The sequence below is a fragment of the Nocardia sp. Tas62D01 genome, from assembly GCF_055232035.1.
This window is the reverse complement of record NZ_JBUYUZ010000001.1, coordinates 7,680,619-7,705,548: the sequence shown is the minus strand read 5'-3', so window position 1 is coordinate 7,705,548 and position 24,930 is coordinate 7,680,619. Positions and strand designations below refer to the sequence as shown.

Annotated in this window: 28 protein-coding genes and 2 pseudogenes; 15 read left to right on the top strand and 15 right to left on the bottom strand. The window is 65.3% G+C overall.

Annotated elements, in window-relative coordinates; genetic code table 11:
- Nucleotides 1–172 precede the first annotated feature (172 nt).
- Nucleotides 173–913, bottom strand: a complete 741-nt coding sequence (locus ACV7NQ_RS36865; RefSeq protein WP_463363776.1) for a TetR/AcrR family transcriptional regulator — start codon at nucleotides 911–913, stop codon at nucleotides 173–175.
- Between the two features lie 63 nt (nucleotides 914–976).
- Here ACV7NQ_RS36865 and ACV7NQ_RS36860 point away from each other — a divergent pair, with 63 nt between their 5' ends.
- Nucleotides 977–1,900, top strand: a complete 924-nt coding sequence (locus ACV7NQ_RS36860; RefSeq protein WP_463363775.1) for a carboxymuconolactone decarboxylase family protein — start codon at nucleotides 977–979, stop codon at nucleotides 1,898–1,900.
- A 34-nt stretch (nucleotides 1,901–1,934) separates the two neighbouring features.
- Here the strand turns inward: ACV7NQ_RS36860 and ACV7NQ_RS36855 are convergent, their stop codons facing one another.
- Complete coding sequence (locus ACV7NQ_RS36855) at nucleotides 1,935–2,108, bottom strand: hypothetical protein (RefSeq protein ID WP_463363774.1); 174 nt, start codon at nucleotides 2,106–2,108, stop codon at nucleotides 1,935–1,937.
- 253 nt (nucleotides 2,109–2,361) lie between these two features.
- Nucleotides 2,362–3,597 (bottom strand): S1C family serine protease, encoded by a 1,236-nt coding sequence (locus tag ACV7NQ_RS36850; RefSeq protein ID WP_463363773.1) that lies wholly within the window; start codon nucleotides 3,595–3,597, stop codon nucleotides 2,362–2,364.
- 810 nt (nucleotides 3,598–4,407) lie between these two features.
- On the opposite strand from ACV7NQ_RS36850, the gene ACV7NQ_RS36845 reads away from it, so the two are divergent.
- Together ACV7NQ_RS36845 and ACV7NQ_RS36840 are read left to right on the top strand one after the other, a co-directional pair.
- On the top strand, nucleotides 4,408–5,298 hold the full coding sequence (locus ACV7NQ_RS36845; RefSeq protein ID WP_463363772.1) for an NAD(P)H-binding protein: 891 nt from the start codon (nucleotides 4,408–4,410) through the stop codon (nucleotides 5,296–5,298).
- On the top strand, nucleotides 5,295–5,945 hold the full coding sequence (locus ACV7NQ_RS36840) for a CPBP family intramembrane glutamic endopeptidase (RefSeq protein ID WP_463363771.1): 651 nt from the start codon (nucleotides 5,295–5,297) through the stop codon (nucleotides 5,943–5,945). Before ACV7NQ_RS36845 ends, ACV7NQ_RS36840 begins: the two co-directional genes overlap by 4 nt.
- Nucleotides 5,946–6,099: 154 nt before the next feature.
- Here ACV7NQ_RS36840 and ACV7NQ_RS36835 read toward each other — a convergent pair whose 3' ends face one another.
- On the bottom strand, nucleotides 6,100–6,246 hold the full coding sequence (locus ACV7NQ_RS36835) for a hypothetical protein (protein WP_463363770.1): 147 nt from the start codon (nucleotides 6,244–6,246) through the stop codon (nucleotides 6,100–6,102).
- A 210-nt stretch (nucleotides 6,247–6,456) separates the two neighbouring features.
- Entirely contained in the window at nucleotides 6,457–6,804 is a 348-nt protein-coding gene (locus ACV7NQ_RS36830; protein WP_463363769.1) for a DoxX family protein, read from the bottom strand.
- A 206-nt stretch (nucleotides 6,805–7,010) separates the two neighbouring features.
- Here ACV7NQ_RS36830 and ACV7NQ_RS36825 point away from each other — a divergent pair, with 206 nt between their 5' ends.
- On the top strand, nucleotides 7,011–7,814 hold the full coding sequence (locus ACV7NQ_RS36825) for a sigma-70 family RNA polymerase sigma factor (RefSeq protein ID WP_463363768.1): 804 nt from the start codon (nucleotides 7,011–7,013) through the stop codon (nucleotides 7,812–7,814).
- Here the strand turns inward: ACV7NQ_RS36825 and ACV7NQ_RS36820 are convergent.
- Nucleotides 7,782–9,056: an MFS transporter gene (locus ACV7NQ_RS36820; RefSeq protein ID WP_463363767.1), complete on the bottom strand. Its 1,275-nt coding sequence runs from the start codon at nucleotides 9,054–9,056 to the stop codon at nucleotides 7,782–7,784. The two genes, ACV7NQ_RS36825 and ACV7NQ_RS36820, sit on opposite strands and share 33 nt — an antisense overlap.
- 89 nt (nucleotides 9,057–9,145) lie before the next feature.
- Nucleotides 9,146–9,292 carry a hypothetical protein gene (locus ACV7NQ_RS36815; RefSeq protein WP_463363766.1) on the bottom strand — a complete coding sequence of 49 codons (147 nt, stop codon included), beginning with the start codon at nucleotides 9,290–9,292 and terminating at the stop codon, nucleotides 9,146–9,148.
- Nucleotides 9,293–9,486: 194 nt separating this feature from the next.
- Between ACV7NQ_RS36815 and ACV7NQ_RS36810 the strand changes: the two genes are divergently transcribed.
- On the top strand, nucleotides 9,487–10,383 hold the full coding sequence (locus ACV7NQ_RS36810; protein ID WP_463363765.1) for a hypothetical protein: 897 nt from the start codon (nucleotides 9,487–9,489) through the stop codon (nucleotides 10,381–10,383).
- A 53-nt stretch (nucleotides 10,384–10,436) separates the two neighbouring features.
- Here the strand turns inward: ACV7NQ_RS36810 and ACV7NQ_RS36805 are convergent, their stop codons facing one another.
- From ACV7NQ_RS36805 to nicT, 3 genes are all read right to left on the bottom strand, one after another.
- Entirely contained in the window at nucleotides 10,437–10,790 is a 354-nt protein-coding gene (locus tag ACV7NQ_RS36805; RefSeq protein ID WP_463363764.1) for a hypothetical protein, read from the bottom strand.
- 138 nt (nucleotides 10,791–10,928) lie between these two features.
- Nucleotides 10,929–11,180, bottom strand: a complete 252-nt coding sequence (locus tag ACV7NQ_RS36800) for a hypothetical protein (protein WP_463363763.1) — start codon at nucleotides 11,178–11,180, stop codon at nucleotides 10,929–10,931.
- A gap of 39 nt (nucleotides 11,181–11,219) precedes the next feature.
- Nucleotides 11,220–12,350, bottom strand: a complete 1,131-nt coding sequence (nicT, locus tag ACV7NQ_RS36795) for a Nickel transporter NicT (RefSeq protein WP_463363762.1) — start codon at nucleotides 12,348–12,350, stop codon at nucleotides 11,220–11,222.
- Between the two features lie 153 nt (nucleotides 12,351–12,503).
- On the opposite strand from nicT, the gene ACV7NQ_RS36790 reads away from it, so the two are divergent.
- A complete protein-coding gene (locus ACV7NQ_RS36790; protein WP_463363761.1) occupies nucleotides 12,504–12,998 on the top strand; it encodes a Fur family transcriptional regulator in 495 nt (164 codons plus the stop codon).
- Nucleotides 12,999–13,058: 60 nt separating this feature from the next.
- Here the strand turns inward: ACV7NQ_RS36790 and ACV7NQ_RS36785 are convergent, their stop codons facing one another.
- The 3 genes and pseudogenes from ACV7NQ_RS36785 to ACV7NQ_RS36775 all read right to left on the bottom strand — a co-directional run bounded on the left by ACV7NQ_RS36785 (nucleotide 13,059) and on the right by ACV7NQ_RS36775 (nucleotide 14,697).
- Nucleotides 13,059–13,265, bottom strand: a complete 207-nt coding sequence (locus ACV7NQ_RS36785; RefSeq protein WP_463365963.1) for a zinc transporter Slc39a7 — start codon at nucleotides 13,263–13,265, stop codon at nucleotides 13,059–13,061.
- Between the two features lie 136 nt (nucleotides 13,266–13,401).
- Nucleotides 13,402–13,560 (bottom strand): annotated as a pseudogene (locus tag ACV7NQ_RS36780) (transcriptional regulator); the annotation flags it as partial.
- A 33-nt stretch (nucleotides 13,561–13,593) separates the two neighbouring features.
- Complete coding sequence (locus tag ACV7NQ_RS36775; protein WP_463363760.1) at nucleotides 13,594–14,697, bottom strand: IS630 family transposase; 1,104 nt, start codon at nucleotides 14,695–14,697, stop codon at nucleotides 13,594–13,596.
- 174 nt (nucleotides 14,698–14,871) lie between these two features.
- Here ACV7NQ_RS36775 and ACV7NQ_RS36770 point away from each other — a divergent pair, with 174 nt between their 5' ends.
- The 4 genes and pseudogenes from ACV7NQ_RS36770 to ACV7NQ_RS36755 form a co-directional block, all read left to right on the top strand.
- Nucleotides 14,872–15,198, top strand: a complete 327-nt coding sequence (locus tag ACV7NQ_RS36770) for a hypothetical protein (protein ID WP_463363759.1) — start codon at nucleotides 14,872–14,874, stop codon at nucleotides 15,196–15,198.
- Nucleotides 15,199–16,147: 949 nt separating this feature from the next.
- On the top strand, nucleotides 16,148–16,444 hold the full coding sequence (locus ACV7NQ_RS36765) for a hypothetical protein (protein WP_463363758.1): 297 nt from the start codon (nucleotides 16,148–16,150) through the stop codon (nucleotides 16,442–16,444).
- A gap of 234 nt (nucleotides 16,445–16,678) precedes the next feature.
- Nucleotides 16,679–16,969 carry a hypothetical protein gene (locus tag ACV7NQ_RS36760; protein ID WP_463363757.1) on the top strand — a complete coding sequence of 97 codons (291 nt, stop codon included), beginning with the start codon at nucleotides 16,679–16,681 and terminating at the stop codon, nucleotides 16,967–16,969.
- Between the two features lie 308 nt (nucleotides 16,970–17,277).
- A pseudogene (locus ACV7NQ_RS36755) lies at nucleotides 17,278–17,536 on the top strand (LysR family transcriptional regulator); the annotation flags it as partial.
- A gap of 44 nt (nucleotides 17,537–17,580) precedes the next feature.
- Here ACV7NQ_RS36755 and ACV7NQ_RS36750 read toward each other — a convergent pair.
- Nucleotides 17,581–19,572: a heavy metal translocating P-type ATPase gene (locus tag ACV7NQ_RS36750; RefSeq protein WP_463363756.1), complete on the bottom strand. Its 1,992-nt coding sequence runs from the start codon at nucleotides 19,570–19,572 to the stop codon at nucleotides 17,581–17,583.
- 94 nt (nucleotides 19,573–19,666) lie between these two features.
- Between ACV7NQ_RS36750 and ACV7NQ_RS36745 the strand changes: the two genes are divergently transcribed.
- The 5 genes from ACV7NQ_RS36745 (at nucleotide 19,667) to ACV7NQ_RS36725 (ending at nucleotide 24,004) form a co-directional block, all read left to right on the top strand.
- A complete protein-coding gene (locus tag ACV7NQ_RS36745; protein ID WP_463363755.1) occupies nucleotides 19,667–20,029 on the top strand; it encodes an ArsR/SmtB family transcription factor in 363 nt (120 codons plus the stop codon).
- Nucleotides 20,030–20,232: 203 nt separating this feature from the next.
- A complete protein-coding gene (locus ACV7NQ_RS36740; protein WP_463363754.1) occupies nucleotides 20,233–21,207 on the top strand; it encodes an NAD(P)/FAD-dependent oxidoreductase in 975 nt (324 codons plus the stop codon).
- 59 nt (nucleotides 21,208–21,266) lie between these two features.
- Entirely contained in the window at nucleotides 21,267–22,103 is an 837-nt protein-coding gene (locus ACV7NQ_RS36735) for a transposase family protein (RefSeq protein ID WP_463363753.1), read from the top strand.
- Nucleotides 22,104–22,116: 13 nt separating this feature from the next.
- Nucleotides 22,117–22,461 carry a hypothetical protein gene (locus tag ACV7NQ_RS36730; RefSeq protein ID WP_463363752.1) on the top strand — a complete coding sequence of 115 codons (345 nt, stop codon included), beginning with the start codon at nucleotides 22,117–22,119 and terminating at the stop codon, nucleotides 22,459–22,461.
- Between the two features lie 904 nt (nucleotides 22,462–23,365).
- Entirely contained in the window at nucleotides 23,366–24,004 is a 639-nt protein-coding gene (locus tag ACV7NQ_RS36725; protein ID WP_463363751.1) for a hypothetical protein, read from the top strand.
- On the opposite strand, the gene ACV7NQ_RS36720 is transcribed toward ACV7NQ_RS36725, so the two are convergent.
- A complete protein-coding gene (locus ACV7NQ_RS36720; protein WP_463363750.1) occupies nucleotides 23,990–24,427 on the bottom strand; it encodes a hypothetical protein in 438 nt (145 codons plus the stop codon). The two genes, ACV7NQ_RS36725 and ACV7NQ_RS36720, sit on opposite strands and share 15 nt — an antisense overlap.
- Between the last annotated feature and the right edge of the window lie 503 nt (nucleotides 24,428–24,930).

Sequence of the window (24,930 nt, the reverse complement as noted above, 5' to 3'; positions counted from 1 at the left end):
GAATAGATGACGGATCTCGTTGCGGGTTAACGGGATTCGATTCGATGAAGTGGGGCGGACAGTGTGCTCTCGGTGATCACGATCAGTCGAGTGACACCTGTCACAGCAGAATCGGTCCAGGTCCGCAAGGGGGCGTTGCCTCAGTCCGTTGCCCCCGGAAAGCCTCCGGGTATCACTCCTGGTTTGCCGCCGCTGAGTCCGCTGTCAATTCTGGCCCATGAGTCAGCCGTCGCGGCGTCGGCGGTGGACCGCCCGGCCGCGACCTGCCCGGGTGGTCGATGCCGACGAGTTTGGCAAGGAAGCGGTCGAGCTGTTCGGCGGCGGGCGGCCATGGAAGGTCAGGTTCGTTGATGCGCTGCGACAGCATTCCGTTGACGGCGGTGCGGAGGTCGATCGCGACGGTGGTCGTATCGTCGACCGGCGCGATTCCAGCGTCCATGCACCGCTGCACGGACTCGATCGTGCGCTGGACCATCACCTCTTTGAAGGGCATTCCGAGCCGGCGGTGGACCGTGCTCTCGTGCAGCACCTTGTAGAGCCCGGGATGATCCTCCGCCCAGCCGGCCTGCGCCAGGATGCGCGCGCGGAGCCCGGCGGCCGGGTCCTGCTCGGCCGCGTCGGCAGCGTCGCCGAGCCGAACCAACTCCTCGTGGCAGCGCTGCGTCGCCGCCAGGACGAGCGAGTCCCGGTCGGGGAAGTGCAGATACACCGAGGTGGCTGCGATCTTGACCGCGCGCGCGACTGCGCGCAGAGACAGCGCCTGGTCGTCGGCGAGCACGTCGAGCATCTCTACGGCGGCCGTGACGATCTCCTCGCGCAGCAGGTCACCGCGGCCGCGCGCATTCGGACGGCGGCGGGGGGCGGTGCGGGCCGGGGTCTCCTCCATAGTCAGCGATTGTAACCGAACACTCATTGCGCTACAGTCGTAACGCTACAACTGCATCCCTACGGAAGTTCACAGATAGGAGTGGTCGTCATGACCATCACGAGCGACATCACCCCGGCCACCGCGCCCGCTGGCCCCGACATGGCCGCGCTGGACCCGGTGTTCGCCCAGATGGGCGCTGCCACCGCGCAGCAAGCCAACGCAGTGCCCGAGCTGACCGACCGGGAGAAGGTGTTCCTGAGACTCACCGCCGACGTCTGTCAGCAGTGCCTCGGTTTGCCCTTCGAGCTGCATGTCCGCGCTGGCCTGAAGCAGGGCGTGACCACCGCGGACATGCGTGCCCTGCTGCGCCTCGTCGCCTACGACACCGGCTACCACACCGCCCTCGCCGCATTCGGCGCGCTCGCCCAGATCGAATCGACTCTCGGCCTGCCTCACCCGGATGCCGAGCCGCTGGCTGACGAATTGTTGTCTACCGGGCCCGATGCAGCGCCCAGCCCGCTGCCCGACCAGGTCGGCGCGATCCTGACGGAGCTGGATTCGCACTTCTTCGAGTACTTCGAGCTCCAGTCGCGGATGCGCACGCCGTCCGGATCTGGCACGCTGACCGTGCGGGAGCGGGCGTTCACGACGATGAGCATCGACGTGCACTACCAGACGCTGGGCGACACGTTCCGGATCCACATCGAGCGGGCGATGCGCGGCGGCGCGACCCTCGACGACGTGCGCGCCGCGCTGCGCTACAACGCCCAGTCGGCGCGACCCGAATGTGGCAAGCGTGGCAGGCATTCCACGCCCACGCTGCCGAGGCCGGCTGGAACGACTGACCCGATCGCGAGTACCGCCACACCCCCGAGTACTGCGACAGGTCGCCCGCAACCGTCTCGGCTTTGCGCTTGGACTGCGAGTCGCGACTGGCGTGCGGCTACAGGTTCAACGGACCGAACTCGTCAACCTAAACCACGCGTCCGTCCCAGGACACGGGCCATCTCGTCGGCGAACTGCCGGTCCTAGCCCGGCTTTCCAGGTCTTCGCCTGAGTTCTCGGCTCAGTCGGGCTTGGAGCGCATCGGTTGTCGAATAGCCAACACCGCCAAAGGGTCGGCGGGCACCAGGGCGGCGCTGGTCTTCGGGCGCGGTGTGGGATGTGAGGCCTCCCGGTCGTCGAATTTCGACGTGCCTGGTTGTCGCCGATCGATCTCAGGGGTGATCGCCCACGCCATGGACGACTTCCCGCAGCTGGGCCATCGACGCTGCGGTCGAGCGCGGCGAAAAACTCAGCCCGGCTCTCGAGGAATGGGCGGTTTGGAGTGGCGGACGGTCAAGAAGCTGCAACCGTGAGTTGAGATGCATCCGGCGGGTCCCGCATCCCGAATGTGCCGATTTCGGCAGTGCGGCAAAGACATTCGATTGCTGATGGAACCAATCCGCTGCAGAAGGCTCGGACCCACAACAACAACAACGGTTCGGGCGGGCTCAGCCGACGGGACCTTGGGCCAATGATATCTGTCCGTGTTGCTGTTGCATCTGCTGGTCGACCCAGCCGAAGGTGATGGTGTCGTTGGGGTGGTAGCCGTCCAGAGTGTGGGTGAGTGTGGTCGCCGAGTCGATGCGGTGGCCGTCCACCGTGGTGATGACGTCGCCCGGCGCCAAGCCTGCTTGCTCGGCCGGTCCGTTCGGGACCAGTTGGCGGATGACGGCGCCGGAGCCGTTCGCATCGGACACGGTGACACCGATAAACGCTGTCGGACCGATGTGCACGGTGTTCGATGCCGTGCTGGACTCGATGTTCTTGGCGATCGACAGAGCCTGATTGATCGGTATCGCAAAGCCTTGCGCGCCAGCACGACCGGCGGACACTTGCCGTCCGAACTGGTAATTGGCCGACGCCGCGGTGTCCATGCCGACGACGTCGCCCGCGCCGTTGATGAGCGGGCCACCAGAGTCGCCGGGCTGAATGTCGGCCGCTACCCGGATGAGTCCGGTCAACTGCTCGGAGCTGCCCGTTCCCTCGTCGCTCGCGGTAATCGACTGGTTCAACGCCGCGACCTGACCGGCGGCCATGCTCGGAGCTCCGCCGACCCCACCGGCATTGCCGACGCCCGCGATCGAGTCGCCGACGGCGACGGAGCTGGAGTTGCCGAGTGGCGCCACCGTCAGGCCGGTGGCACCGACCAAACGCAATACCGCCACATCTTGGGATCGGTCGTAGCCGACGACATTCGCCCGGTATGTTCGACCATTGCCGACTTCGGTGACCGAAATGTTGGTGGCGCCCTCGACGACGTGATTGTTGGTGAGTACTTCCCCATCCGAGGTGAGCACGATTCCGGTGCCCGCGCCCGCGGCGCCTTGCATGCCCAACTCGGTGTTGACGTCGACCAGGCCGGGGACGACTCGCTGTGCCGCGGACGTGAGATTGCCCGAGTTGTCGACGATAGGACTGGCGAGGGAGTTCGCCACCGGTTGTGCCACGCCCGGTGGCGACACAAGCGCCGTAATGCCTTGGTGCGGATGGTTGTTCGTGCTGTAGCCCAAGGCGGCTGCCGCTGCACCGGCCACCAGAGCCAGGCCGACGACGCCGAGCACGAACCGACTGCGTGGTTGGCCCGGGGTCGGCGTCGGCCACGGTGTGGGTTCCTGCTCGTATCCGGACCGGCGCGGGTACCCGCTCCACCGCTGATCGTCGGGTCGCCATTCACGCTCGCTCATGACTCCAGGTAATCCTGTCGATCTGAGAACTTGCTTACGGGTCGGCATCGCTTTGCTGATAACAAAATCGGCGGGTGCGCGCTTGCTGGTTCCGCGCCTGCCTCCTGGACCCGATGTCCGGCCCCCACCTCGATCCCACCCGTATCTTCGGCCACGTCTTTTCAGCCCCCGGCTGGTACCGCGGTGGAATCTCTCGACCGCACAGCCTTCTTCGTGCACCGCGGTGCCAGTTCTCCACGCGAGTGCGCGAAGAATTTCGACGATCTTGTTGATCACCCCATAACCGACAGCCCGCCGTCGAGAACCCGCTGAGCATCCCCTCGGTCCGACCGTCACCGATACGATCGGCGATACCAGCCAGGTCGCTAATCAGCCCCGATCGCCTCGATCGCTTCCCGTTCGTCTCCGACACGTGCCCTCTCTTTGTGCCAACCGAGGAATCGGAAAGCATCGGTAGAACGCCTCCTGGTTCTGTCGCCACTGTGCCAATTCCGTCGGCGGCGAACTACCCACTTGCACAACAAGTGTCGGTGAAACCAGCTCGACGACTCGTGACCATCCTGCGCATCGAGTGCCACGCACAGCCCTTCCCCGACAGCCCTGGTGATGTCTTTCGATCGACTCACGACTTCGAGACCAGCCATCGGACCATAGGGGCCATCTCCGGCGAGCGTCCAGGCCGAGCCACGCCTGTTGCGGCATGCGGTGCCGACCGCTCCCCCGGGCCGGTTAGCCTTTTATACGAATCCGCGAATCGATTCACGGCTCCTGTGTATGTCCCGTCCAACACGGTCACGGAGAGGATTCGAGATGAAGGTGCTTGTCGCAGGCTCCTCCGGTTTCGTCGGCAGACGGTTGTGTCCGGAGCTGGAGCAGGCAGGACACACCGTGCACGCGATGACCCGCCGTCCGGACTCCTACCGGGGATCGGGTGCGACCGTGCGCGGAGATGTACACGATCCGAGTTCCCTGCGCGAGGCGTTGACCGGCTGCGACAGCGCCTATTACCTCGTTCATTCCCTGGAGGAAACTGATTTCGCGCGACGCGACGCCGTGGCCGCGCGCAACTTCGCCGACGCGGCCGCCGACGCGGGCCTGCGCCGGATCGTCTATCTCGGTGGGCTCGGCGACGACGGGGACGAGCTGTCCCCGCACCTGCGCAGCCGTCGCGAGGTGGAGGGATTGCTGGGTTCCGCCGGCGTGCCGGTCACGACACTGCGCGCCGGGATCATCGTCGGCCACGGCGGGATCTCATGGGAGATGACTCGTCAACTGGTAGAACACCTTCCGGCGATGATCACGCCGCGGTGGGTGCGGACCCGAACCCAGCCCATCGCAGTCGACGATGTGATCCGCTACCTCGTCGGCGTGCTCGACCTCCCCGAAGCCGCAGGAGGCACCTTCGACATCGGCGGACCGGACGTGCTCGCGTACATGGACATGTTGCGACGAGTTGCCGTGATCGAGGGCCGCCCCTTGGTGGTGGTGCCGGTCCCGTTGCTGTCACCTCGACTTTCCTCGCTGTGGTTGTCGTTGGTGACCGATGTGGATACCCGAACCGGACGCTCACTGGTCGACTCCATGGTCAACGAAGTGATCGTCCATGACGACAGCATCCGCGACCTGGTGCCCTTCGAACCGATGCGCTACGACGATGCCGTCCTGCGCGCGCTGGGCGAACGCGCGAAAGCCCATCGATGACCATCGAGTGGCGACGCCGCGTTGTCGCCGTGGCTGCCCTCGCCGGTGCTGGGCTCCTAGGGACGTCATTGTCCGTGCCACCGGACTCCGCGAAGTTCTACGGCCTGACCCTCGGTACCGCCACGACGTGGACAGTGGGCGGGCTGGCATCGGGACCGCTGCATCTCGGCCGGGCACGGTCACATGGCAGGGCGCCGTACCGACCGATCCTCGCGCCGATATCGACCGGAGTGGTTGCGTTCGGCGTGTTCTACGGATGCGCCCTTGTCGCCCGGCTCATTCCGATCCTGAACGAGGCCATCTCGAATGTCCTCCAGTACGCCAACCGGGGGTCGACACCGCCGGTGCTATTCACCACGCTGATGAACGGAGCGGCCGAAGAGGTGTTCTTCCGCGGCGCGGTCTACGCCGCCGCAGGGGAACATCCCGTCGCGGTATCCACCGGCGTCTACTGCCTGGTTACCTCGGCCACTCGCAATCCGGCACTGGCCCTTGCTTCCGGCGTGATGGGTGCACTGTTCGGTCTCCAACGCCGGGCCACCGGCGGAATTCAGGCCCCCATGCTGACCCATCTGACCTGGTCGATACTGATGATTCGCTTTTTGCCCTCGCTGTTCCCCGACCATAGTGGCGAGGGTCGGCAATAGCGCCGCGGCATGCCATACCGGACGCCGGCGGTGGCGGCTTGGGCGTCAGGTACCAGTTGGGCCAGTGCTTGGCCCATGTCTGTCAGTCGTGGGTGAGGCGGCGTTGGTCGTTGTGTAGCGGGGTGCGCTGTCGCTGGGCGTAGCGCGCTCGTGATCATGCCGCCAACGTCTCCTTCACGGCATCCTTCGACATCACCTGTGCACCCAGTTCGCGGGCGATCATCGGCGCCAGAGTCGACTTGCCCGCATCTGGCAGGCCGTTGACCAGCACGAGAAGTTTTCCGGTCGGCAAAACGGCCACCGTTGTCCTTTCTCGAGCATCGACTTCGCGAACGCACGGCGATATCGGATCCGCAGGAGGATGCCTTGCACCGGCGGTGGAGCGAGATACCGGTGCCGAGTTGGCATGTCGTGCAGCATTGCTCGCGGTGCGTTCGCGCGTGGCGTTCATCTCGGCGTCAGCTGCGGTGAATCGAGTGGCCGAAATCCCTGTGTGCAGAGGGTAATCCGATCATGCCGCGGCGAACAGGACGAGAGAGCCCGCGGCCAGGGCAAGGAAGGGCAGCGGATAGGTCAGGTCGGCGTACCCGTGGGCACGGACGATGGTGAGGACGGCGCCGATGAAGTAGAGGACGAGGCACGCGGCGGCGGCCAAACCCAATGGTGGGATGGCGAGGCCCACCAGGATGCCAAGGGCGCCAATGGCTTTGGTGGCGGCAAGCGGGTAGAGGGTCCATTCGGGGATGGCGTAGCTCTTCATGTTGTCGCGCACCCATTGGGCGCGGACCACATCGATGGCCGCGGCCATCGCGGTGGCCGCCGCGGCGAGGACGGTGATGCCGACGTAGGCCAAGTGCATGGGAGAAACCCTCCTGTTTCGTGGTACCGCGGATCTGCGATCGTGGTGTGGCGCCGGTGCGCCGTGCCGCGGTCAATCCGGCGGTGTTGTGGTTTGTCATCCAGGTGACGAATGCGGCGAGGAAAGGTGACCGATGCACGCACAGGATTTACTGGCGCGGCGTTTCGAGACGCAGCGCGGGCGCTTGCGGTCGGGTCGCCTACCGGATGTTGGGGTCGTCGAGCGAGGCGGACGATGCGGTGCAGGAGGCGTGGCTGCGGCTGGCGGTGTCCGACACCAGCGAGGTGGAGAATCTCGCGGGCTGGCTGACGACGGTCTTATCGCGGATCTGCCTGGACATGCTGCGGTCGCGGGCGGCGCGGCGCGAGGACTCGATCGAGGTCATCGCCGAGCTCGGGGACACGGCGTACGACCGAGACCCGGAGCACGAAGCGGTGCTGATCGATTCGGTGGGGCGGGCACTGTTGGTCGTGCTGGATACGTTGGGGCCCGACGAGCGGGTCGCGTTCGTGCTGCACGACATGTTCGCGGTGCCGTTCGATCAGATTGCGCCGATCGTGGGACGCACGACCGCGACGACGAAGAAGCTCGCGAGCCGGGCCCGGTCCCGGGCGCACTGCGACGCCACCGCGTCCACCACCGAACTCGCCGAGCAGCGGCATGTCGTCGACGCTTTCCTCGCTGCCGCGCGCAGTGGAGATCTCGACGCACTGCTGGCGGTGTTGGCGCCGGATGTGGTGCGCACTGCCGATCCGGCCGCACTGCCCGCCGGTATGGCGCTCGTCGCGCGCGGCGCGCACACCGTGGCGACGGAAACCGTTGTGCTGCGCCATCGGTCGCAGGTCGCGACCCTCGCGCTGGTCAACGGTGCGGTCGGCATCATTGTCGCGCCGCGCGGGCGGCTGCTGCTCGCGCTCACCGTCAGGGTCGAGGGCGACCGTATCGCTGCCTACGAGGTATTCGCCGACCCCGCCCGGCTACGGCAACTCGACCTGGCGGTGCTGCCCTGAGCCGGGCCTGCCATAGGGTCCGGACCGCTTCTTCTGTGTCTTGCGCCGTCCTCCTCGCAGGTGCCGGGTGACGAAGAGGATCAAAGCCACCAATTGTATTGTGGCAGTAACGCTTACGACGGCCGTGAGGGATCGGGTGTAGAGCACACCGATCAGAGCGGAACCTGCGAAGGTGGCGGTGCCAGAGCCTGCGGCGAAGAGGCCGTAGGCAGTGCCGCGACGGGAGGCCGGGACGAGGTCTGCGACGGCGGCTCGGAGGGTCGATTCTTGGACGCCGAGTATCGCGCCCCACAGCAATGCGCCGGTGATGGCGGGGATTACGGACTGTTCGAAGGCAAGGGCCGGGATCAGCGCCGAAAGCAGGGGGACGGCGAGCAGGACGTGCACACCGATGTGGTCGTATAGCCAGCCGGTGGCCAGCGCTGCGACGGCGTCAACGACCATGGCGCCCGCGTACACGATCGGGATGGCGGCGATGGGCACGATCGACTGCGCGGCGAGGTGGTACGCGAGTAGGCCGAAGGTGGAGAAGCCGAGGGTCGTGGTGACAACAAAGGCCAGGTAACTCCAGAATGCCGGTGGCAATTTTGTTGGTGCGGCGACGGATTCGGTTGGGGCCGTTGTCTGTTGGGGTTCGTACACACTCGGGTCCGGCACTCGGGCGCCTAGGCGGATCAGCATCACGAGCACCGCGACGCCCGGTATCGCCAACGCCCAGAAGGCCGGTTGATAGTCGCCGCTCGAGAGGACGAGTATCCCCGCGACGGTGAGCGGGCCGATCAAAGCGCCGATCTGGTCGAGGGCTTCGTGGACCGCGAATCCACGACCGCGACCGACTGCGGCGGCAGCGTGCGACAGCAGGACATCCTTGGCGGGACTGCGGACAGCTTTACCCGCGCGCTCGGCAATCACCAGCGCACCGGCCGACCATAGCCCACCCGCGAATCCGAGCATGGGCACGGACGCGACCGTGAGGGTGTAGCCGCCGAACGTGATGGGCCAGTACGCGCGGGTGCGGTCGGCCAACGGCCCGCTCACCAATCGCCCGACCAATGCGAAGGCGTCCCCCGCTCCGGTGATCACCCCGACCAGGACGGCTCCGGCGCCGAGGGACGCCAGATACGGCCCGGTCACCGCGCGCGCACCCTCGTAGACGACGTCGGCAAGCAGGCTGACCACGCCGAAGGCGAATACAAACCGCCAAGGCGACACCTGGGTGGGCTCCTGCCCGACCGCCGACATCAGCCGAGAATAGCCCGAGTCGAACCGAACGCACGAGTTCGGCCGTCCGGGACAATCCCAGCCCGGCGTTGTCGGCGTCGGCTGACCCGCTACAGCACGGGAACGCGCGCGAAACCCAACGGCGGCTTCGGGTTCGGCCCGGTGCGCTCGTCGACGGTGCGATCGCCGAACAGGGCGATCTCACACAGGCAGTTGCCGTAGAAGCGGCGAAACCGGGCTGTGCCAGTGCTTTCCACACCTCGAGCGGCTCCAGCGGACCTTCGAACAGCTCATGCAGTGCGTCATCGACGCGGACTTTGGCGGTCAGCGTGAGTGCAGAGCGCACCGGGTCGACGCTGTTGACACCCTCCTCGCCGCAGAACAATTCGTTGCTTAGTGTGATCGCTTCGGTCTCGGTGAGCCCCTTGCGTTCCAGCAGCAAGCCGACGACGTGGAACATCTGCTGGGCGAGGAAGTCGTTGAATATCTGCACCGAATAGGACGGGACGAGCTCGCCCATGCAGCGCTCCATCCACTTGAGCAGGGCGTGCGGATCACGCTCACGCTCCGGGGTTTCCGATGCGAGTCGGCGATCCAGATCGGCGGTGAACGCCTGAAGTTCGGTGAAGAACGTGCGCAGTCGGTGCGGCAGCCGCAGCCAGCCGGTGGCGATAATGGCGACGATACGCAAGCGCTGGAGATACATCTTCGCCCGCGCCAGACCACGTTTCGGTGCGGCCGGGCGCTGGTAGCGGTTCTCGATATTGAGCGCCGCCTCCGCGGCCGTGCGCGGCAGTGCCGACCAGGTACGGGTACAGGCTCGCACATTGCGTTCGACGACGACGCAGGTCGCGCCGAAGTCTTTGTGGCAGGCGCGGAATACCTGTTCGTAGGCGTTGCGCAGGATGGAGAAGGTCAGCGGGCTGGACATGCCGGGACAGGACTCTGCGACGTTGACGTTGACGTTGTCAAAGATGGTCTCGCGCGCACCGGTCGCGGTGACCGATCGCGCTCGGAGCAGGAACAGATTGCCGTCGGTGTCGAAGGACCATTCGATGTCCTGTGGCGCACCGAAGGTTCGGCGAGTGTCGTCGCAGTGGTGGTGAGCACCTGCACCAGGACGGCGCAGTCGATGGTCGCGTTGTCCAGCCCGCGGTGGGCGCGGGAGAACAGCGACCGTTCTTGCCAGGGCGCCGCCGGTTGTTTCGTGCCCGGCCAGCAGGAAGGTCAGGACCTCGCGGCGCAATTGCTCGTCATCCATGGCATGCCCGGCGTCCTCACGCGCGGCGAGCAACCGAGCCAACAGCGAAGTCGCGTCGGTGGTTTCGGCCTGACGGTGCGGGCCTGACGGTGCGGCCATCGCGTCGAGGCGATTCAGCATCCGCTGTCCGCACTCCACCATCAGCGGACAAGCACCCGATGGTCGTCGGCCAGCCGCTCGGCGGTGACCACAGGCACGGCCGAATTGGTGGCGGTGAGGACGATGTGACAGTCACACAGCGCGGTCAGGTCCTCACTGACCTCGACCGCTCCCGCAAGGGTGGCGGCGATTCGATCCAGCCGCGCCGCCGATCCGGTGCGCCCGATCAGGGTCACCGAATCTGCCAGCGGTGCAGTGAGTTCGGCCATGACCGCGCCGATACTGCCGATTGCGCCGAGGATGCCGACCCGTCGTTGTCCCGGCGCCAGCCTGGCGAGCTCACCGCGCACCACCTTGTAGGCGCAGGCGGCGGTGAGCGAGTTCCCTGAGGTCACCTTGACCGTGTCCTCCACGACGTCGCGGGAGGTGACGATAGACGGTACCCGCCGAGTCCGATCACGGTGGCGCCCACGGCGATTGCCTGCTCCACCGCCTCGAGCACCAGCTCCCGCAGCCAGGCGCGGTGCCCGGCGCTAGACGAACGGCGGCCACTCAGGCATCCACGTTGTCTCCAACTCGCCGGTGAGCACGCCGACGAACCATTCACCGAACTCGTGATCAGTATCGAGCCAGTCACGATGGTTTCGGCGGAAGGCCGACACCGTCCAGCGTCCATTGTCTTGGTACCGCAGGAAGAGCTGATCCCCATCGATCGTGTTACCCCATAGGAGCGCACCACCTGGGGCCGGCAGTACCGCGCAGGGGACAGTCTCGTTCTCATCCATGTGCTTTCCCATCCGCTCCGCGGAGGGAAAAAGGACTCGTCACTCTGCTTGGGCTGGGGCGGGCTGCATAGGGGCGGTCCACTTCTCTTCGATACGCCCATAACGCCAGATGAGCAGGGCGCCAAGCCAAGTGAGTACGAACAACCCGACGATGACAAAGCCGAGGATATTGAGGTCTAGGCCGCCGATCCAGTCCCAGAACCCGCCCGACCAGCCGAGCTGGTTCGACAACAACCCGAGGAGTTCGATGGTGCCGACGATCAGTGCGACCGCGACCGACAAGCCGGTGATGGTGATGTTGTAGTAGACCTTGCGCACCGGCTTGGAGAATGCCCACCCGTAGGCGAAGTTCATGAACGAGCCGTCGATGGTGTCGAGCAGACTCATCCCTGCCGCGAACAGGATCGGCAGGCACAAGATCGCATACCAAGGCAGGCCCACGGCTGTGCTGGTCCCAGCGAGGACCAGCAGCGCCACTTCGGTGGCGGTGTCGAAACCGAGCCCGAACAGCACGCCGACCGGGTACACCTGCCAGGGCTTGGTGATCGACTTCATGACACCACCGAAGAAGCGGTTCATGAAGCCGCGCTTGTCGAGTTGCTTTTCGAGTTCGGCTTCGTCGTACTGGCAGGCCCGCATCCGCCGGAAGACTCGCAAAATCCCGACCAGGATGACGATATTGATGATCGCGATGATGTAGAGGAACGTGCCCGACACTGTGGTGCCGATCAACCCGGTGTAGTGGTGCAATGCCGAGGAGTCGTCCTCGACGGGGCCGACGATGGCTTTCACTCCGACCGACAACAACAGCGCCAGCGCGAACACGACGGTCGAGTGGCCCAGCGAGAAGAAGAAACCGACCGACAACGGCCGCTGCCCGTCATTCATCAATTTGCGGGTGGTGTTGTCGATGGCCGAGATATGGTCGGCGTCGAAAGCATGCCGTAATCCGAGGGTGTAGGCGGTGATGCCGACGCCGATACCGAGGGTTTTCTCGCCGACGCTGAAATGTTGCGGGGCAACGAACGCGGTCAGCGTGACCCACCCGATCAGGTGTAGCGCGATGATCACAGCGACCATCGCGCCGACCCGGGCCCACTCACGGCGAGTCAGGGCTGTGCGGATCGTGGTGAAGCGGGTCATGCTCCGGTTGGGGGCCGAGGTTGTCATGGCATGTCCTCTCCTGGACCCCGTGAGTGCCGGAACCCCGCGAGCAAAACCCAACACATCGACGGTAAACCGCAGGCCTTCGCTGTTGCAAGTAAATGGCAACTGCAGATGCAACGATTTGGCAGCACCGATGACTGGCGGGACACTGGAGTGATGGTCGGCACTACGTCCTCGCTCGGCGCTGGTGATGCCGAGGCCACCGCACTCGATCATGTCGGGCAGGCGCGGGCGCTGCTGCGCGGTCACGGATTGCGCTGCACCGCACCACGGCTGGCGGTGCTCACGGTCGTGGTGACCGACCCCGCCGCCGGTCACCTCACCATCGCCGAGCTGCACCATCGCCTCCTCGCCGACGGTGTCGAGGTCGACCTCACCACCGTGTACCGAACGGTCTCGACACTCGTCGATCTCGGTGTCCTGCACGCGTTGACGGTGGACGAGCGCGCCACGAGCTTCGGACTTGCCGCCGAACCCCACCACCACGCCGTCTGCACCCGGTGCGGCACAGTGATCGAAATCCCCGCCAAACAGTTGAGCACCGCGCTGGCCCACGCCAGCGCCGGTAGCGCATTCATCCTCAGCGACCGCGCTGGGCTTACCCTGCACGGACTGTGCCCCAACTGCCAAGGAGACCCCGCCGGAAACTGACTCTACGGTTCGGCGACCGGCGTTTCGCCCGAGCGAACACCGGACCCTCTCTCGACGGTGTCAGGAATCGGGATGGGTGTGCTCGCCTTGCAGGTCGGACTGGTGCACGTGCGGGTGGGTGTGCTCGGTCCCGTCGTCGTGGGTGTGGGGGTGCTCATGCTCGACATGGCCGTGCTCGTGGCTGGTGTGCGCGTGCGAGTGGGTCACCTGCCCGTGCTGGTGATCGTGCGTGTGCGGATCATCATGGCTGTGCCGGTCGGACATCATCATCTCCTGACCTCGAATACTGCAAGGGATATTCCGCCCCGCCGATGCGGGAATAGCTTTGTGCCGGAAGTGATTTCAGCTGTTCACCCGTTTCAGCTCCCGAGGTGCTGCCGACGGCGGGGCGTAGCCGGATCGCCAACTCACCGGCCTCGCGGTAACGGTGCCGCATACCCGGACCGACATGCTCGGTTGCAGACGGCATCCATGACCAGCCGCCGCACGTGCTCGTTCTCCAAGGTGTAAAAGACCGTGGTCACTCCCGACGGGTACGAACCAAAGGTACTAGTCGCAGCTTAGTGGTCGCCGTCGGAAGTCCTTCGGGGGTTGTTCAAGCTGCTGTGGCGGTGGAGGATTGGTCTTGCCGGTCGGGGGTGTGCCGGTCGAGTCTGGCCAGTAGTTCGTCCAGGTCGGAGGTGGTGAACTTCCACTGGAATGGCTGTGCCGTGCCGTTGTAGCGGTCTTCGAATGCTCGGAGCCGATCCCGGACCTGGGAAAGGTCTGTGAAGTCGTTGGGTGAGACGACCTTGCGTTGCACGATCGAGAAGACGACCTCGATCTGGTTGAGCCATGACGCGTGGACGGGCGTGTGGATCATGACGGCGTTGGGGTATGCCTTGGTCAAGCGGTCGATCGCTGCTTGGCCGCGGTGGGAGGAGCCGTTGTCAACGATCCAGAACACGCGTTTGGCGCTGGCGTAGGGTTCGGTGGTCATGACCTGGTCGACCAGGTTCGTGAACGGCTCGATGCCGGTTTTCGGTTCGCAGCGGCCGAACAACTTGGCCTGGTGGACGTCGTAGGCGGCGAGGTAGGCGACCGCGCCGCCGCGGGTGTATTCGTGGTTGACGCGCATCGCCCTGGCCTGGCCGGGCGCGAGGGTGGGGTGGCAGCGGCAGCGGGCTTGGATGGAGGTTTTCTCGTCGCTGGAGTTGACGTACTCGTCGGGGCCGAGTGGTTTGCCCTGGTAGATGCGGGCGTAGAGGTCGAGGACCCGTTGGGCCTTGGGCTGGAAGTTCAGGTCGCGGATGAAGATCCACGACCGGTGTTGCCAGGGTTTGATCGCGTCGGCGTCGAGCAGGCGACGGACGGTGGATTCGGAAATGCTGTCGGTGACGCCACGCGCGGTCAGTTCGGCGGCCAGTTCTGGACACGACCAGCGCGACAACGGCACTCCGGTCTCGGCGGGCAACTGGCAAGCCAACGCCTTCAGTTCCGCGACCTGCAAGGGCGTGAACACCGGTGGCCGTCCGGACCGTTTCCGGTCGGCCAACGCCGCCAACCCGCCAGCGGCGAACCGACCCCGCCAGGTACGCACCGTGTCCACGTGCATCCCGGTCTCCGCGGCAATGCCGGCATTGGAGTGCCCCCGAGCCGCCATCCACACGATGGTTGCCCGCTGCCGGGCCTGGTAGGGGGTCTTATGGCCGTAGGCCATCCTCTTCACCCTGCGACGCTCGGAAGCGGTGAGGGAAATGGGCACGGCTTTGGCGGCGAACACAGACAACAACAGCCGATCTACGAGACATATTGCGGGACAGACGAATACCTTCCCGTAATACCTGCCCGTATCCTGGCTCGACACGCCGAACCGCCCAGTGGAGGACCCCCGATGGCTTCACCGTCTCAATCGACCAAGGACTCCCTCGCCCGCAGCCTCGCCAGTCACGCCCGCTCCCACTGGCCCCAACTCGCCGACCTACACATTCGACACCGCGGAGCGTTCGCATACGTCGCCGGTGAACTCCCTGACGGCGACACCCAACCCCTAATGCGCCTGCGCTACCTCGGGTCCGACTCAACCTGGGGATTCGCCCTCTACCTCGCCAGCAGCGACTCGTATCGCGACTCGATCCTGAACACCGGAGCTTTCGCCGGCAGCCCCCAAGAAACCCTCGACTGCGCCTGCGAGCTCTACCTCACTACCACCGACTTCTAGCCGGAGCCCGCACAAAAACCCGCCTTTGTATCGACCCCCGAACGACTTGCGACGGCGACCACTTAGCGAAATGTTGCGACACCGACGGGCTGCCGTGCCGACATATGTGCGCCAGACCAAACGTTCATGTTACGGATGTAGTGCAAAGACGATTCGGCATTTGCGTCATGTGGTTATGAGGCGGCCTCGAGTCTGGTGGATCTGCGTAAGGCATATCGCATGCTCAGTGACCAGTTCAGGTATGAAACTGGGCTTGCGCGGTTGATCGTTGACCGAACGGACCTCGGGGCGCACCGAGCCGGTCACCCGGTGAGTCCGAATCGGGTCGCGAGCCAGGGCCTTTCCCGTGCCTATGAGCATCCGCAGGCTAGGGCACCGCGTCATTGACCGGCGCGGATCCTGGTGGCAACGACAATCCCACCGCCACGCCAGATCTTTCCGAACCCTGTCCCTACCAGTGAATACGGCGTTACGGTGCTGGAGCTCGCTTCAGCGCTTGCTTCGCTCCTCGGCCTGACACGCAGGGCCACCACCTCAAGCTTGCCCGAACCGCCTCCACCGGATGAATCCGACGACGTACTACACGCCCCGTCGCGACGATCGCGGCCGCGCATACCGCGGCACCCATCAAACGTTCTTGTAACTCAGACCAGCCATCGTGCATCCCTCAGCAAACCAGACTACCGACCAGCTCGCGAGCCGAGTTTCCGAACGTTCACCGGGAAAGATTGAGAGTCATGGCTACCGGTTAGACAATCGGCGGCGACCGAAAGCTACGACGGCAGCGCAGCGAAAAACCGCCGTTTGGACGCCTGTAGAGGTGTAGACAATCCAGGGCGTTTGCCACATTTTCGGATCTCAGCAATTCTTCTGCACACGCTCGGAGATGCGCACATAATGATGTGACAATCGAAAACACGCTGGAAGACAGGGAAGGACGAGGAAGTAGATGACTGCAGCGATTCATACCCAGCACAAAAGCCACAACCACGCCCACGGCCCCGGTTGCGGCCACGTCGCCGTCCCCCACGACGACCACGTCGACTACGTGCACGACGGCCACCTGCACCGCGCCCACGACGATCACTACGACGAGTGCGAGCCCACCGGCCACACCGCCCACACTCATGATCACGTCCACGGCGAAGGATGCGGACATGTAGCGGTTCCGCACGGCGACCATGTCGACTATGTCCACGACGGCCACCGCCACGCCGTACACGACGGCCACTACGACGAACACTGAATTCGTCCTCGCCAGATGAATCCCGTTGCCTTGCTATCTATTCGGCGTCATCCGTCAGGGCGATAGGGTCTCGCACGTTCTTCCCCAGATCACGACACTTCGGGTTTCGGGCGGGTGGCGGTGAGAAGTTGGAATCCATCGATCCGGGTGATCTGTGGTTCGGTGAAGCCGGCCGCACCGATGAGGGCCAACAGTTCCTTGTCGGGTAGAGGCGCATGCGTCGCGTCACCGGCCGTGGCGCGACCGACGCCGGTGGATCGGGCGCGACTGCTGATGCGCCAATGGGGTGAGCTCGTCGCCAATCCCGACGCCGAATTGCCCCCGACAAGGTCGTTCCTGCGGATTCTGAATGCGCGGACACAGGCCGACGCGCAACGCCGTCAACGTGGCGGCGAATACTGGAACGCCCGCGCGGCAACGCTGCCACCAGGCCCGCGGCTGCCCTACGCGACCGCGAGCAGGTCCGCAGCTCCCGATTCCGGCGCCACGAGGCGAAACTCGAACCGCCGCAATGGTCGGCGCTGACCGTCGGGCCGCTGCGCGCGGGCTGAGCCCCACCGCTGTCCTGCTGGCGGCGTTCGGGCTGACACTCGCACGCTGGGGTGCCACCGACCGGTTTGTCTCAACACCACGCTGTTCGACCGTCCCGACTCGTGGGCGCACGCCGATGTCGTCGGAAGCTTCAGCACCATGGCCCTCGTCGAGTTGCCCGAGCTCGATCCGCGGTCGTGGCGTGGGTTCGCCGATTTCGCGAAGCAGGTCAACGATTTCGCGAAGCAGGTCAACACCGGGTTCTGGGCCGAACCCGGCTCTGGGCCAACCTCGAGCATGCGGTCGCCCGACCCGACAACCCGCTGGCGCAGGCCATACCGCATCCAGCGCTCCTGCGCGAACAACAGTGGATGCTGGGTCCCGGCGCCGGCAGCGTCGACGGCCCCATCGCCACGATGCTACGCGAATTAGCCATTCCCGAAGCACACCAACGGATCTTCCAAAGCGACGCAGCCGCCCTCGAAGAAGTCCGCCGCGCCGGCGGCATCACCCTGACGATCGGCTTCGCCGTCTCCCCCGACCTCGCCGCGGGCCACCTGACAGAGACACAACCGCGACCATCGACAAAAACTGCCGCGCCGCGGTCACAGGTGCTTGCGTGGCTGACTTCTCGCGCGGCGCCAGGCCGCCGAACGCAACAGGCGTAGACCGTTGAGGCCGACGATGACGGTGGAGCCTTCATGGCCTGCTACACCCAGTGGCAGCGGGAGGTGTCCGGTGAGGTCCCAGATGACCAGGCCGGTGATGAAGGTGGCCGCGATGATCAGGTTGGCGGCAACGACGCGGCGGGCCCGGCGTGACAGCGCGATCACGGCAGGGATAGTCGTCAGGTCGTCGCGGACGACCACGGCGTCAGCGGTCTGCAATGTGAGGTCGGATCCGGCGCCGCCCATCGCGATCCCGGCGTGCGCGGCGGCGAGGGCGGGTGCGTCGTTGATGCCGTCTCCTACCACGGTCACTCGCCCGCCGTCTGCTTCGAGGTCGCGCACGGCGGTGACCTTGTCCTCGGGCAGCAGCCCCGCGCGCACATCGCTGATCCCGACCTGCCGCGCGAGTTGGGTGGCGGTGGCGAGGTTGTCGCCGGTGAGCAGAACCGGTGCGGTGCCGGTCAATTCGGTGACTGCGGCGATCGTGGCGGTGGCTTCGGGACGGACTTGGTCGGTGATGCCGAAGACCGCGACCGGATTGTGCTCGCACAGCACGACGACGGCCGTTTGCCCGCGAGTCTGCAAGCCCTCGACGGCAGCCCGGGCGGCGGCAGCTTGCGCTGTCGTGTTTCCCGATTCGAGGAGCACGGCAGGGGAGCCCACCTGGATGACATGGCCGTCGACCAGGGCGGAGACACCACGGCCAGGCGCAGCGGTGAATTCGTCGGCGACCGGCAGGTCGATGCCGCGCTGGCGGGCGGCACGCACAATCGCGGCGGCCAACGGGTGCTCGCTCGGGTGCTCGGCAGTCGCGGCCAGCCGCAGGATCTGTTCCTCAGTGAAGCGCGTGCCCGGCAGCGGGCGGATGTCGGCGAGTTCGGGGGTGCCGCGGGTCAGGGTGCCGGTCTTGTCGAACGCGACGTGGGTGGTGGTGCCGAGTTGTTCCATCACCACAGCCGATTTCACGAGTACGCCGTGGCGTCCGGCGTTGGCGATTGCGGCCAGCAGCGGCGGCATCGTCGCGAGCACCACCGCGCACGGAGAGGCGACGATCATGAACGTCATGGCCCGCAGCAGGGAATCCTGCAACGCGTCGCCCCACAGCAGCGGGATGATGAACACCGCGATGGTGGCCGCGACCATGCCGATGGAGTAGCGCTGTTCGACCTTCTCGATGAACAACTGTGTCTTGGCTTTGGTTTGGCTGGCTTGCTCGACCAGCCCGGCGATGCGGGCGACGACCGAGTCTTCGGCACGGCGGTCGACTCGCACCCGCAGCACACCGTTGCCGTTGAGGGTTCCGGCGAACACTTCGTCGCCTACGGTCTTGTCCACCGGCAGGGGTTCTCCGGTGATGGTGGCCTGATCGACCTCACTCGCCCCGCCGACGACGTAGCCGTCGGCGGCGATCCGGTCGCCGGGCCGGGCCAGGATCACGTCCCCGATCTCCAGCTCGGCCGCCGCGACGGTCTGTTCGTCGCCGTCGGGGGTGGTTTGGGTGGCGGTGTCGGGGGCAAGGTCCAACAGTCCGCGCACCGAATCCTCGGTGCGGGCGGTGGCGAGTGCTTCCAGCGCGCCGGAGGTGGCGAAGATGACGATCAGCAGCCCGCCGTCCATCACCTGTCCGATCGCCGCCGCCCCGATTGCCGCGACGACCATCAGTAGGTCGACATCCAGGGTCTTCTGCCGCAACGCCTGCAACCCTGCCAACCCTGGTTCCCAGCCCCCGGTGACGTAGCAGGCCAGATACAACGTCCACCACAGCCACGAAGGCCCGCCCGCCAGCTGCGCTGCCAGTCCCAGCAGGAACAGCACCAGTGCCGCTGCCGCCCAACGCATCTCAGGCAACGCAAACAATCGCGTCCGCCGTACCGGGATGGCCGCGGGCGCGGTGGCGGGGCGTGTGGGCGTGGCAGTGGACGGGGCCACGGGTCACCTCCGGAGACGGGGAAACGGACGACCCGAGAATAACAGAACATATGAAGAAGTATTCATAGCTACCTGTGGGATAGACTGCACGGTCATGGGACATGGGGTAGAGGGCCGCGATCGGCCGGTCGCACGGCTGGACGCCGACGCCGCCGCGCACGTCGCGACTACTCTGCAGGCGCTGGCCACCCCGAGTCGGCTGCTGATCCTCACCGAACTGCGCCAGGGACCCAAGCCCGTCACGGAATTGGCCGAGGCCGTCGGCATGGAGCAGTCCGCGGTCTCGCATCAGCTGCGGCTGCTGCGCAACCTCGGCTTGGTCACCGGCACCCGCGCCGGGCGTAGCATCGTTTACACCCTCTATGACAACCACGTCGCTCAACTCCTCGACGAAGCCGTCTACCACAGCGAACACCTCCGCCTCGGTCTCGCCGATCGGCCCGACACCGCGAGCTGACCACCTCGGCAAGTGTCGACGTCACGGTCGTCACCGACGGTGTGCGCCCACCCGGCGTCGCGTTCATTCTTCGGGCCCGGCGATAGCTCGCATTGCGCGCCGCTACGCCCGGCGCGGGGATCGAGGGCGAGCTGATCGAGCTGCAGTCGGGTAAATCGTGAACTTCCGGTCGTCGGCGCAGGTTCAGCTGGCAAGGTAGGCATATGCCACATGTGGTGATAGCCGGAGCCGGTCTTGCTGGAGTTGCGTGCGCCCACAAGCTCGGGATGGCGGGCGTCGACGTCATGTTGATCGACCGCAACGACTACCATCAGTTTCAGCCTTTGCTGTATCAGGTTGCGACATCACAACTGCCCGCAGAAGACGTTGCGCGCCCGTTGGCCGCGATCTTCGCCAAATATCCGAACGTGCGGTTGGTGCAGTCGGAGATTGTGGACATCGATTTCGCGTCGCGGTCGGTGGATACCGCGGATGGTCGGATGATCACGGCCGACTACTTGGTACTCGCCGCGGGTGCGTGTGCAAATTCCTTCGGAACGCCGGGCGCAGCAGAACATTCGTTCCCGCTGTATTCGGTCGCCGATGCTGAGCGGCTGCGCCTGCACGTGCGGACGATGCTCGAAACACGGTCGGGGCCACTCGATGTGGTCATCGCAGGCGGCGGGCCGACGGGCGTTGAGACCGCCGGGGCCTTCGCCGAACTGTTCGCGGCGTTGCGGACGATCGAGCACGCAGGTGGCGCGGCCGAGGTCTACCTCGTCAACCATGGCGACTTTCTGTTGGCACCGTTCAGCGAGCAGTCACACAAATATGCCTTCGACAAACTCACCGAACATGGAGTGAGGGTGAAACTCGGTGTGGGCGTGAGCAAGATCGAGGCCGGGAGCGTTCAACTCAGCGACGGGACGGTGCTGGCGACGCAGACTGCGGTCTGGGCTGGCGGTGAATCGGCATCGCCGGTTGCACACGGATGTGGCGTCGCGCCAGGACCTGGTGGGCGAATAGACGTGTCCGCCGATCTCACGGTCACCGGGTATCGCGGCGTGTTCGCGATCGGAGACGTCGCGAACATTCGCGACGACGGCGGGAAGTCGCTCCCGCAACTAGGAGGCTTATTCATAAGCCTGTCCCGCAATCGGCTGTGGCATAGCAACTCTCGTGGCCTGTGTGGCCGGTGAGACGGTGATCGCACTGCTTGATACGTCGGCGCGTCGCAGCCGAATTGGCAACGGCCCTCATGTATCTCAGTTCGTGGAGTTACGAAGTCTACGAGCGAGAACGAGGGCCGTTGCGGTACAAGGCTATTACGGGGCTGACCGATGGGCAACTGACGGAACTGACTGCCCGGGTACACGAGACCGTCGGCGGGTTCGAGTCGGCCGGTCGCCCTTACGCGTTGAGCTTGTTCAGGTCTGTCGCTTTGGTGGTGTCGTTGATGCGCAGAAACCTCGTCCAGGATGTCGCGGGCGCGTTCTTCGGGATCAGTCAGTCCACGGTGAGCCGCCGCTGGGATCTGCTGCGACCGGTGATCGCTGACGTACTCGAAGAGTTCGTTCCCAACCCCCGCGACGTCATCGGAGTCGGGTCCGTGCTGGTGGACGGCACAATCTGCCCGACCTGGGACTGGTCGGCGATCCCGGACCTGTTCTCCGGAAAAACCCAGTATCCGGGGTTCAACATCCAGATCGCCGCCGACCTCGACGGCAGGCTCGTCGCGGTCGGCATGACGATCGTGCACGGCGCCCGACACGACGCGCACGCATCCGCCGCCTCCGGACTCGCCGACCTTCTCGCCGAGATCGACACTGTCGCCGATTCCGGTTACGTCGGTGTCGACGGAATCGATCTGGTGCCCTACAAGAAACCTCCGGGCCGCGAACTGCACGAGAGCCAGGCCGCGTTCAATACCGCACTCTCCGGAATCCGGGCCGCGGTGGAGCGAGCCGTCGCTCACCTGAAGACCTGGCGCATGCTCAGCGAGGAAGGCGGCCGCTACCGCGCGCCAGTCCACAAATTCCCCTCTGCCCTGAAAACGATAGTCGCACTGCACTTTTTCGCGGAGGCTTATGAATAACGCTCTAGGTTCGGTGGCACAGCAGTCCGGCGCGTGGGCGGCCGACAATATTGCACGAGATATCGCGGGTCGGAATCGGAAGCCGTTCCGCTACAAGGACAAAGGCATCATGGCCATGATCGGCCGCGGGTGCGCAATCGCTGAAGTGGGCGCGCATCACCATCAAGTCGAAGGCCCACTGGCGTTTGCCGCATGGCTGGGGGTGCATGCGGCGTTGCTCAGCGGCGCACATAGCAAGGTCGACGCATTCATGTCGTGGGCCTGGGATTACTTCGATCGCGATCACGCCGCGATAGTCGAATGCCATGGTGATCCGAAACGTATCGCCTGGGGCGACGACAAGAAGCCGACGTTATAGACGGTTCGTTGGCGCGAAGCGGATCCAATGTTTCGGCACGACCGATCGCCCGCACACCGGTAAGCGCTGCCAACGATTGCTCGTCGTCATAGAAGATCAACGGAGCACCCTGCCCCGATATCCATAACCCCAAAGTTTGAGTTCTCGGCAACCGGATCAGCAACCACGATCTCGGTCGAGGCACTCGCTGATCTCGTTGTCACGTGGCTGCCCCGGCCGGTCTGCGCAATTGCGGACGATGACTGCGCCTGTGGACGTGGCGGCGTCCACTCGGCAACGAGGAAGTGACCCGCCCGACTACGCAACAGCGCCGGGCGGGTCACACATTCCACGGACCATGCCACTCGAGGCCTGCGCCGACGACTCGGTTGTGGGATCAGGGGCCGCACAGACCAATCGAGCCCCGGACCGGTCTGCGTCGGTTCGGGGCTCGTTCGGGGGTATTCGCGCCTACCAACCGATCACTCGGTAGTTGACGAGACGAATGTACCTCGCAGCAAAGAGCATCACCGAATCGGAGCAGTCCTCTGGCCTCACTGCACGCGATTCAAGTGCCCCGCGTCGGGGTCGGGCGGCCCCGGACCCTGCCGCAGTCCCGGCCGATAAGGCCTATAGCTCTCGTGCCAACCGGGACTACCTGCGGCAGCGTGGGATCAGGGCCACCATCCCATTACCGGCCGACCAGGCTGCCCACCGTCGCAACAAGGGCTCGACGGGCGGTCGGCCACCCGCGTTCGGCCCGCCGACCTACCGGCAGCGTCACGCCGTGGAATGCGGAATCAACCAGCTCAAACAACACCGAGCCGCGGCAACCCGGTATGACTGCCGTCGGCTACCTGACTACCATCCACATCGCCGTCATCAACCAGGCAGCCGACCCGAACACAGGCTACAGTCCGGGGCTATGGCGTTGGAGCACAACTATTTTCGTTTGTCTGGTGTTGTTGTAGCGGTCGCGGCATGTGCGGCGGTCACTGGTTGTCAGTCGACATCGCCGCCCACGTCGGCGGCGGTAGCGGCGGCGTCAGCTGAGATCCCGGTTGGGCCCGGCCCGGTGAGCTACGCCGTTCAAACACAGCCCGCGGCGGGGACGTGCCACTACCGGCACACGTCCGGCGGTCAGCCGCTGCCGGATCCGGCATGCACACCGGGAGCGACCAATCCCAAGGTGACTGTGGATAATCTGGCGTCGACGATCTGTCATAGCGGATACACATCTTCGATCCGGCCTACCGAGGCGATCACCGGGCGGGAGAAGAAAGCCGACGCCCAATCCTATGGCTACACAGCGAGTCTGGCCGACGCCGAGTACGACCACCTGATTTCGCTCGAGCTGGGCGGCGATCCGAACGACCCACGGAATCTCTGGGTGGAGCCTCCGTCTCCCGACCATCAATCGGGCCACGGCGTAAGCAACCCTAAGGACGGGGTCGAGAAAACGCTCAATGCCGCGATCTGCGCGCACAAGGTGGACCTGGTTGCCGCGCAACGGGCTATCGCCACCGACTGGACCACCGCGCTCACCAGTCTAGGGCTGGGGTGAGTCAATATTCCTGCCACCTTCGACTTCCAACCCGCCGGTATGTCTGAGCTTGTTTTTTAGCCGACGTCGGGGTGTGGGGTGATGTGCTTGTTCCGAGAGCCTGGTGGGGCGGCCTGGGCCGGGTCTGGACGGTTTCGGTACATGGGCCGGGAGCAGGGTTTTCGTGCGGAGGTTGCGAAACCCGCGGCGGACGCGGGCGGGGGTGAGCCGGTCCGGGTCGGTGACCGGTCTCTCCCACGGGCAGCGGATATCGCGGGTGAGGCCGCGGGCCAGCCGTAGTTGGGTCCAGGCGGCGACGACGAGCCAGGTCCAGCGGTCACCCTGGTCGGCGCGGACACGGGGCCGGGTCCAGCCGAGGGTCTGCTTCAGAAATCGGAAGGTGTGTTCCAGGTCGAAGCGCGGCGCAGGAACGCCTGCCAGCACCGATCCATCTCTTCAGCGGTGAGAGTTTGGCGAGATGTCCACAGCTACAAAGGTTTCGGGTTCCGGTCGCCCGGCAGCCGGTCGACCGAAATGGTCCACGCACCTACCCCAAGTGACGTAGTCCGCATCAGTTCGATCCTGACGGGCATGCAAGCCCGGCGAGTGGCTCTGAACATACCGGCGACTGTGCCGGCTGGAAGAGGTGTTTGACGTCATTGCCTCCGGTTCCGCTGTCGAAGTGGCGTGGGCACCTCGTTCCAGACGTGCAATGACACGGGATCATTGTTCGGGCACGAGCACATCTGCTGCGCCAGCCACTTCCGTTGCGGCTGCGACGACCATAGGGACCCACACGTCAACATCCCCGCTCGACAGACCGTGTCGACGAGAAAAGCCGGTCTCGGAGCAGAATGCTAGCTGAACCCACCATCACGGGAAGGAAACGATGCTCGATGGCCACTAGTGACCCCGGAACGCCTTCTACACCCGCCTGGATGCCTGCC

What these genes read in the sequence shown, in the direction of transcription:
- ACV7NQ_RS36865 (WP_463363776.1), bottom strand. Translation starts at nt 913, where the DNA reads ATGAGTGTTCGGTTACAATCGCTGACTATGGAGGAGACCCCGGCCCGC.
- ACV7NQ_RS36860 (WP_463363775.1), top strand. Translation starts at nt 977, where the DNA reads ATGACCATCACGAGCGACATCACCCCGGCCACCGCGCCCGCTGGCCCC.
- ACV7NQ_RS36855 (WP_463363774.1), bottom strand. Translation starts at nt 2,108, where the DNA reads ATGGCGTGGGCGATCACCCCTGAGATCGATCGGCGACAACCAGGCACG.
- ACV7NQ_RS36850 (WP_463363773.1), bottom strand. Translation starts at nt 3,597, where the DNA reads ATGAGCGAGCGTGAATGGCGACCCGACGATCAGCGGTGGAGCGGGTAC.
- ACV7NQ_RS36845 (WP_463363772.1), top strand. Translation starts at nt 4,408, where the DNA reads ATGAAGGTGCTTGTCGCAGGCTCCTCCGGTTTCGTCGGCAGACGGTTG.
- ACV7NQ_RS36840 (WP_463363771.1), top strand. Translation starts at nt 5,295, where the DNA reads ATGACCATCGAGTGGCGACGCCGCGTTGTCGCCGTGGCTGCCCTCGCC.
- ACV7NQ_RS36830 (WP_463363769.1), bottom strand. Translation starts at nt 6,804, where the DNA reads ATGCACTTGGCCTACGTCGGCATCACCGTCCTCGCCGCGGCGGCCACC.
- ACV7NQ_RS36825 (WP_463363768.1), top strand. Translation starts at nt 7,011, where the DNA reads ATGTTGGGGTCGTCGAGCGAGGCGGACGATGCGGTGCAGGAGGCGTGG.
- ACV7NQ_RS36820 (WP_463363767.1), bottom strand. Translation starts at nt 9,056, where the DNA reads ATGTCGGCGGTCGGGCAGGAGCCCACCCAGGTGTCGCCTTGGCGGTTT.
- ACV7NQ_RS36800 (WP_463363763.1), bottom strand. Translation starts at nt 11,180, where the DNA reads ATGGATGAGAACGAGACTGTCCCCTGCGCGGTACTGCCGGCCCCAGGT.
- nicT (WP_463363762.1), bottom strand. Translation starts at nt 12,350, where the DNA reads ATGACAACCTCGGCCCCCAACCGGAGCATGACCCGCTTCACCACGATC.
- ACV7NQ_RS36790 (WP_463363761.1), top strand. Translation starts at nt 12,504, where the DNA reads ATGGTCGGCACTACGTCCTCGCTCGGCGCTGGTGATGCCGAGGCCACC.
- ACV7NQ_RS36785 (WP_463365963.1), bottom strand. Translation starts at nt 13,265, where the DNA reads ATGATGTCCGACCGGCACAGCCATGATGATCCGCACACGCACGATCAC.
- ACV7NQ_RS36775 (WP_463363760.1), bottom strand. Translation starts at nt 14,697, where the DNA reads ATGGCCTACGGCCATAAGACCCCCTACCAGGCCCGGCAGCGGGCAACC.
- ACV7NQ_RS36770 (WP_463363759.1), top strand. Translation starts at nt 14,872, where the DNA reads ATGGCTTCACCGTCTCAATCGACCAAGGACTCCCTCGCCCGCAGCCTC.
- ACV7NQ_RS36765 (WP_463363758.1), top strand. Translation starts at nt 16,148, where the DNA reads ATGACTGCAGCGATTCATACCCAGCACAAAAGCCACAACCACGCCCAC.
- ACV7NQ_RS36745 (WP_463363755.1), top strand. Translation starts at nt 19,667, where the DNA reads ATGGGACATGGGGTAGAGGGCCGCGATCGGCCGGTCGCACGGCTGGAC.
- ACV7NQ_RS36740 (WP_463363754.1), top strand. Translation starts at nt 20,233, where the DNA reads ATGCCACATGTGGTGATAGCCGGAGCCGGTCTTGCTGGAGTTGCGTGC.
- ACV7NQ_RS36735 (WP_463363753.1), top strand. Translation starts at nt 21,267, where the DNA reads ATGTATCTCAGTTCGTGGAGTTACGAAGTCTACGAGCGAGAACGAGGG.
- ACV7NQ_RS36725 (WP_463363751.1), top strand. Translation starts at nt 23,366, where the DNA reads ATGGCGTTGGAGCACAACTATTTTCGTTTGTCTGGTGTTGTTGTAGCG.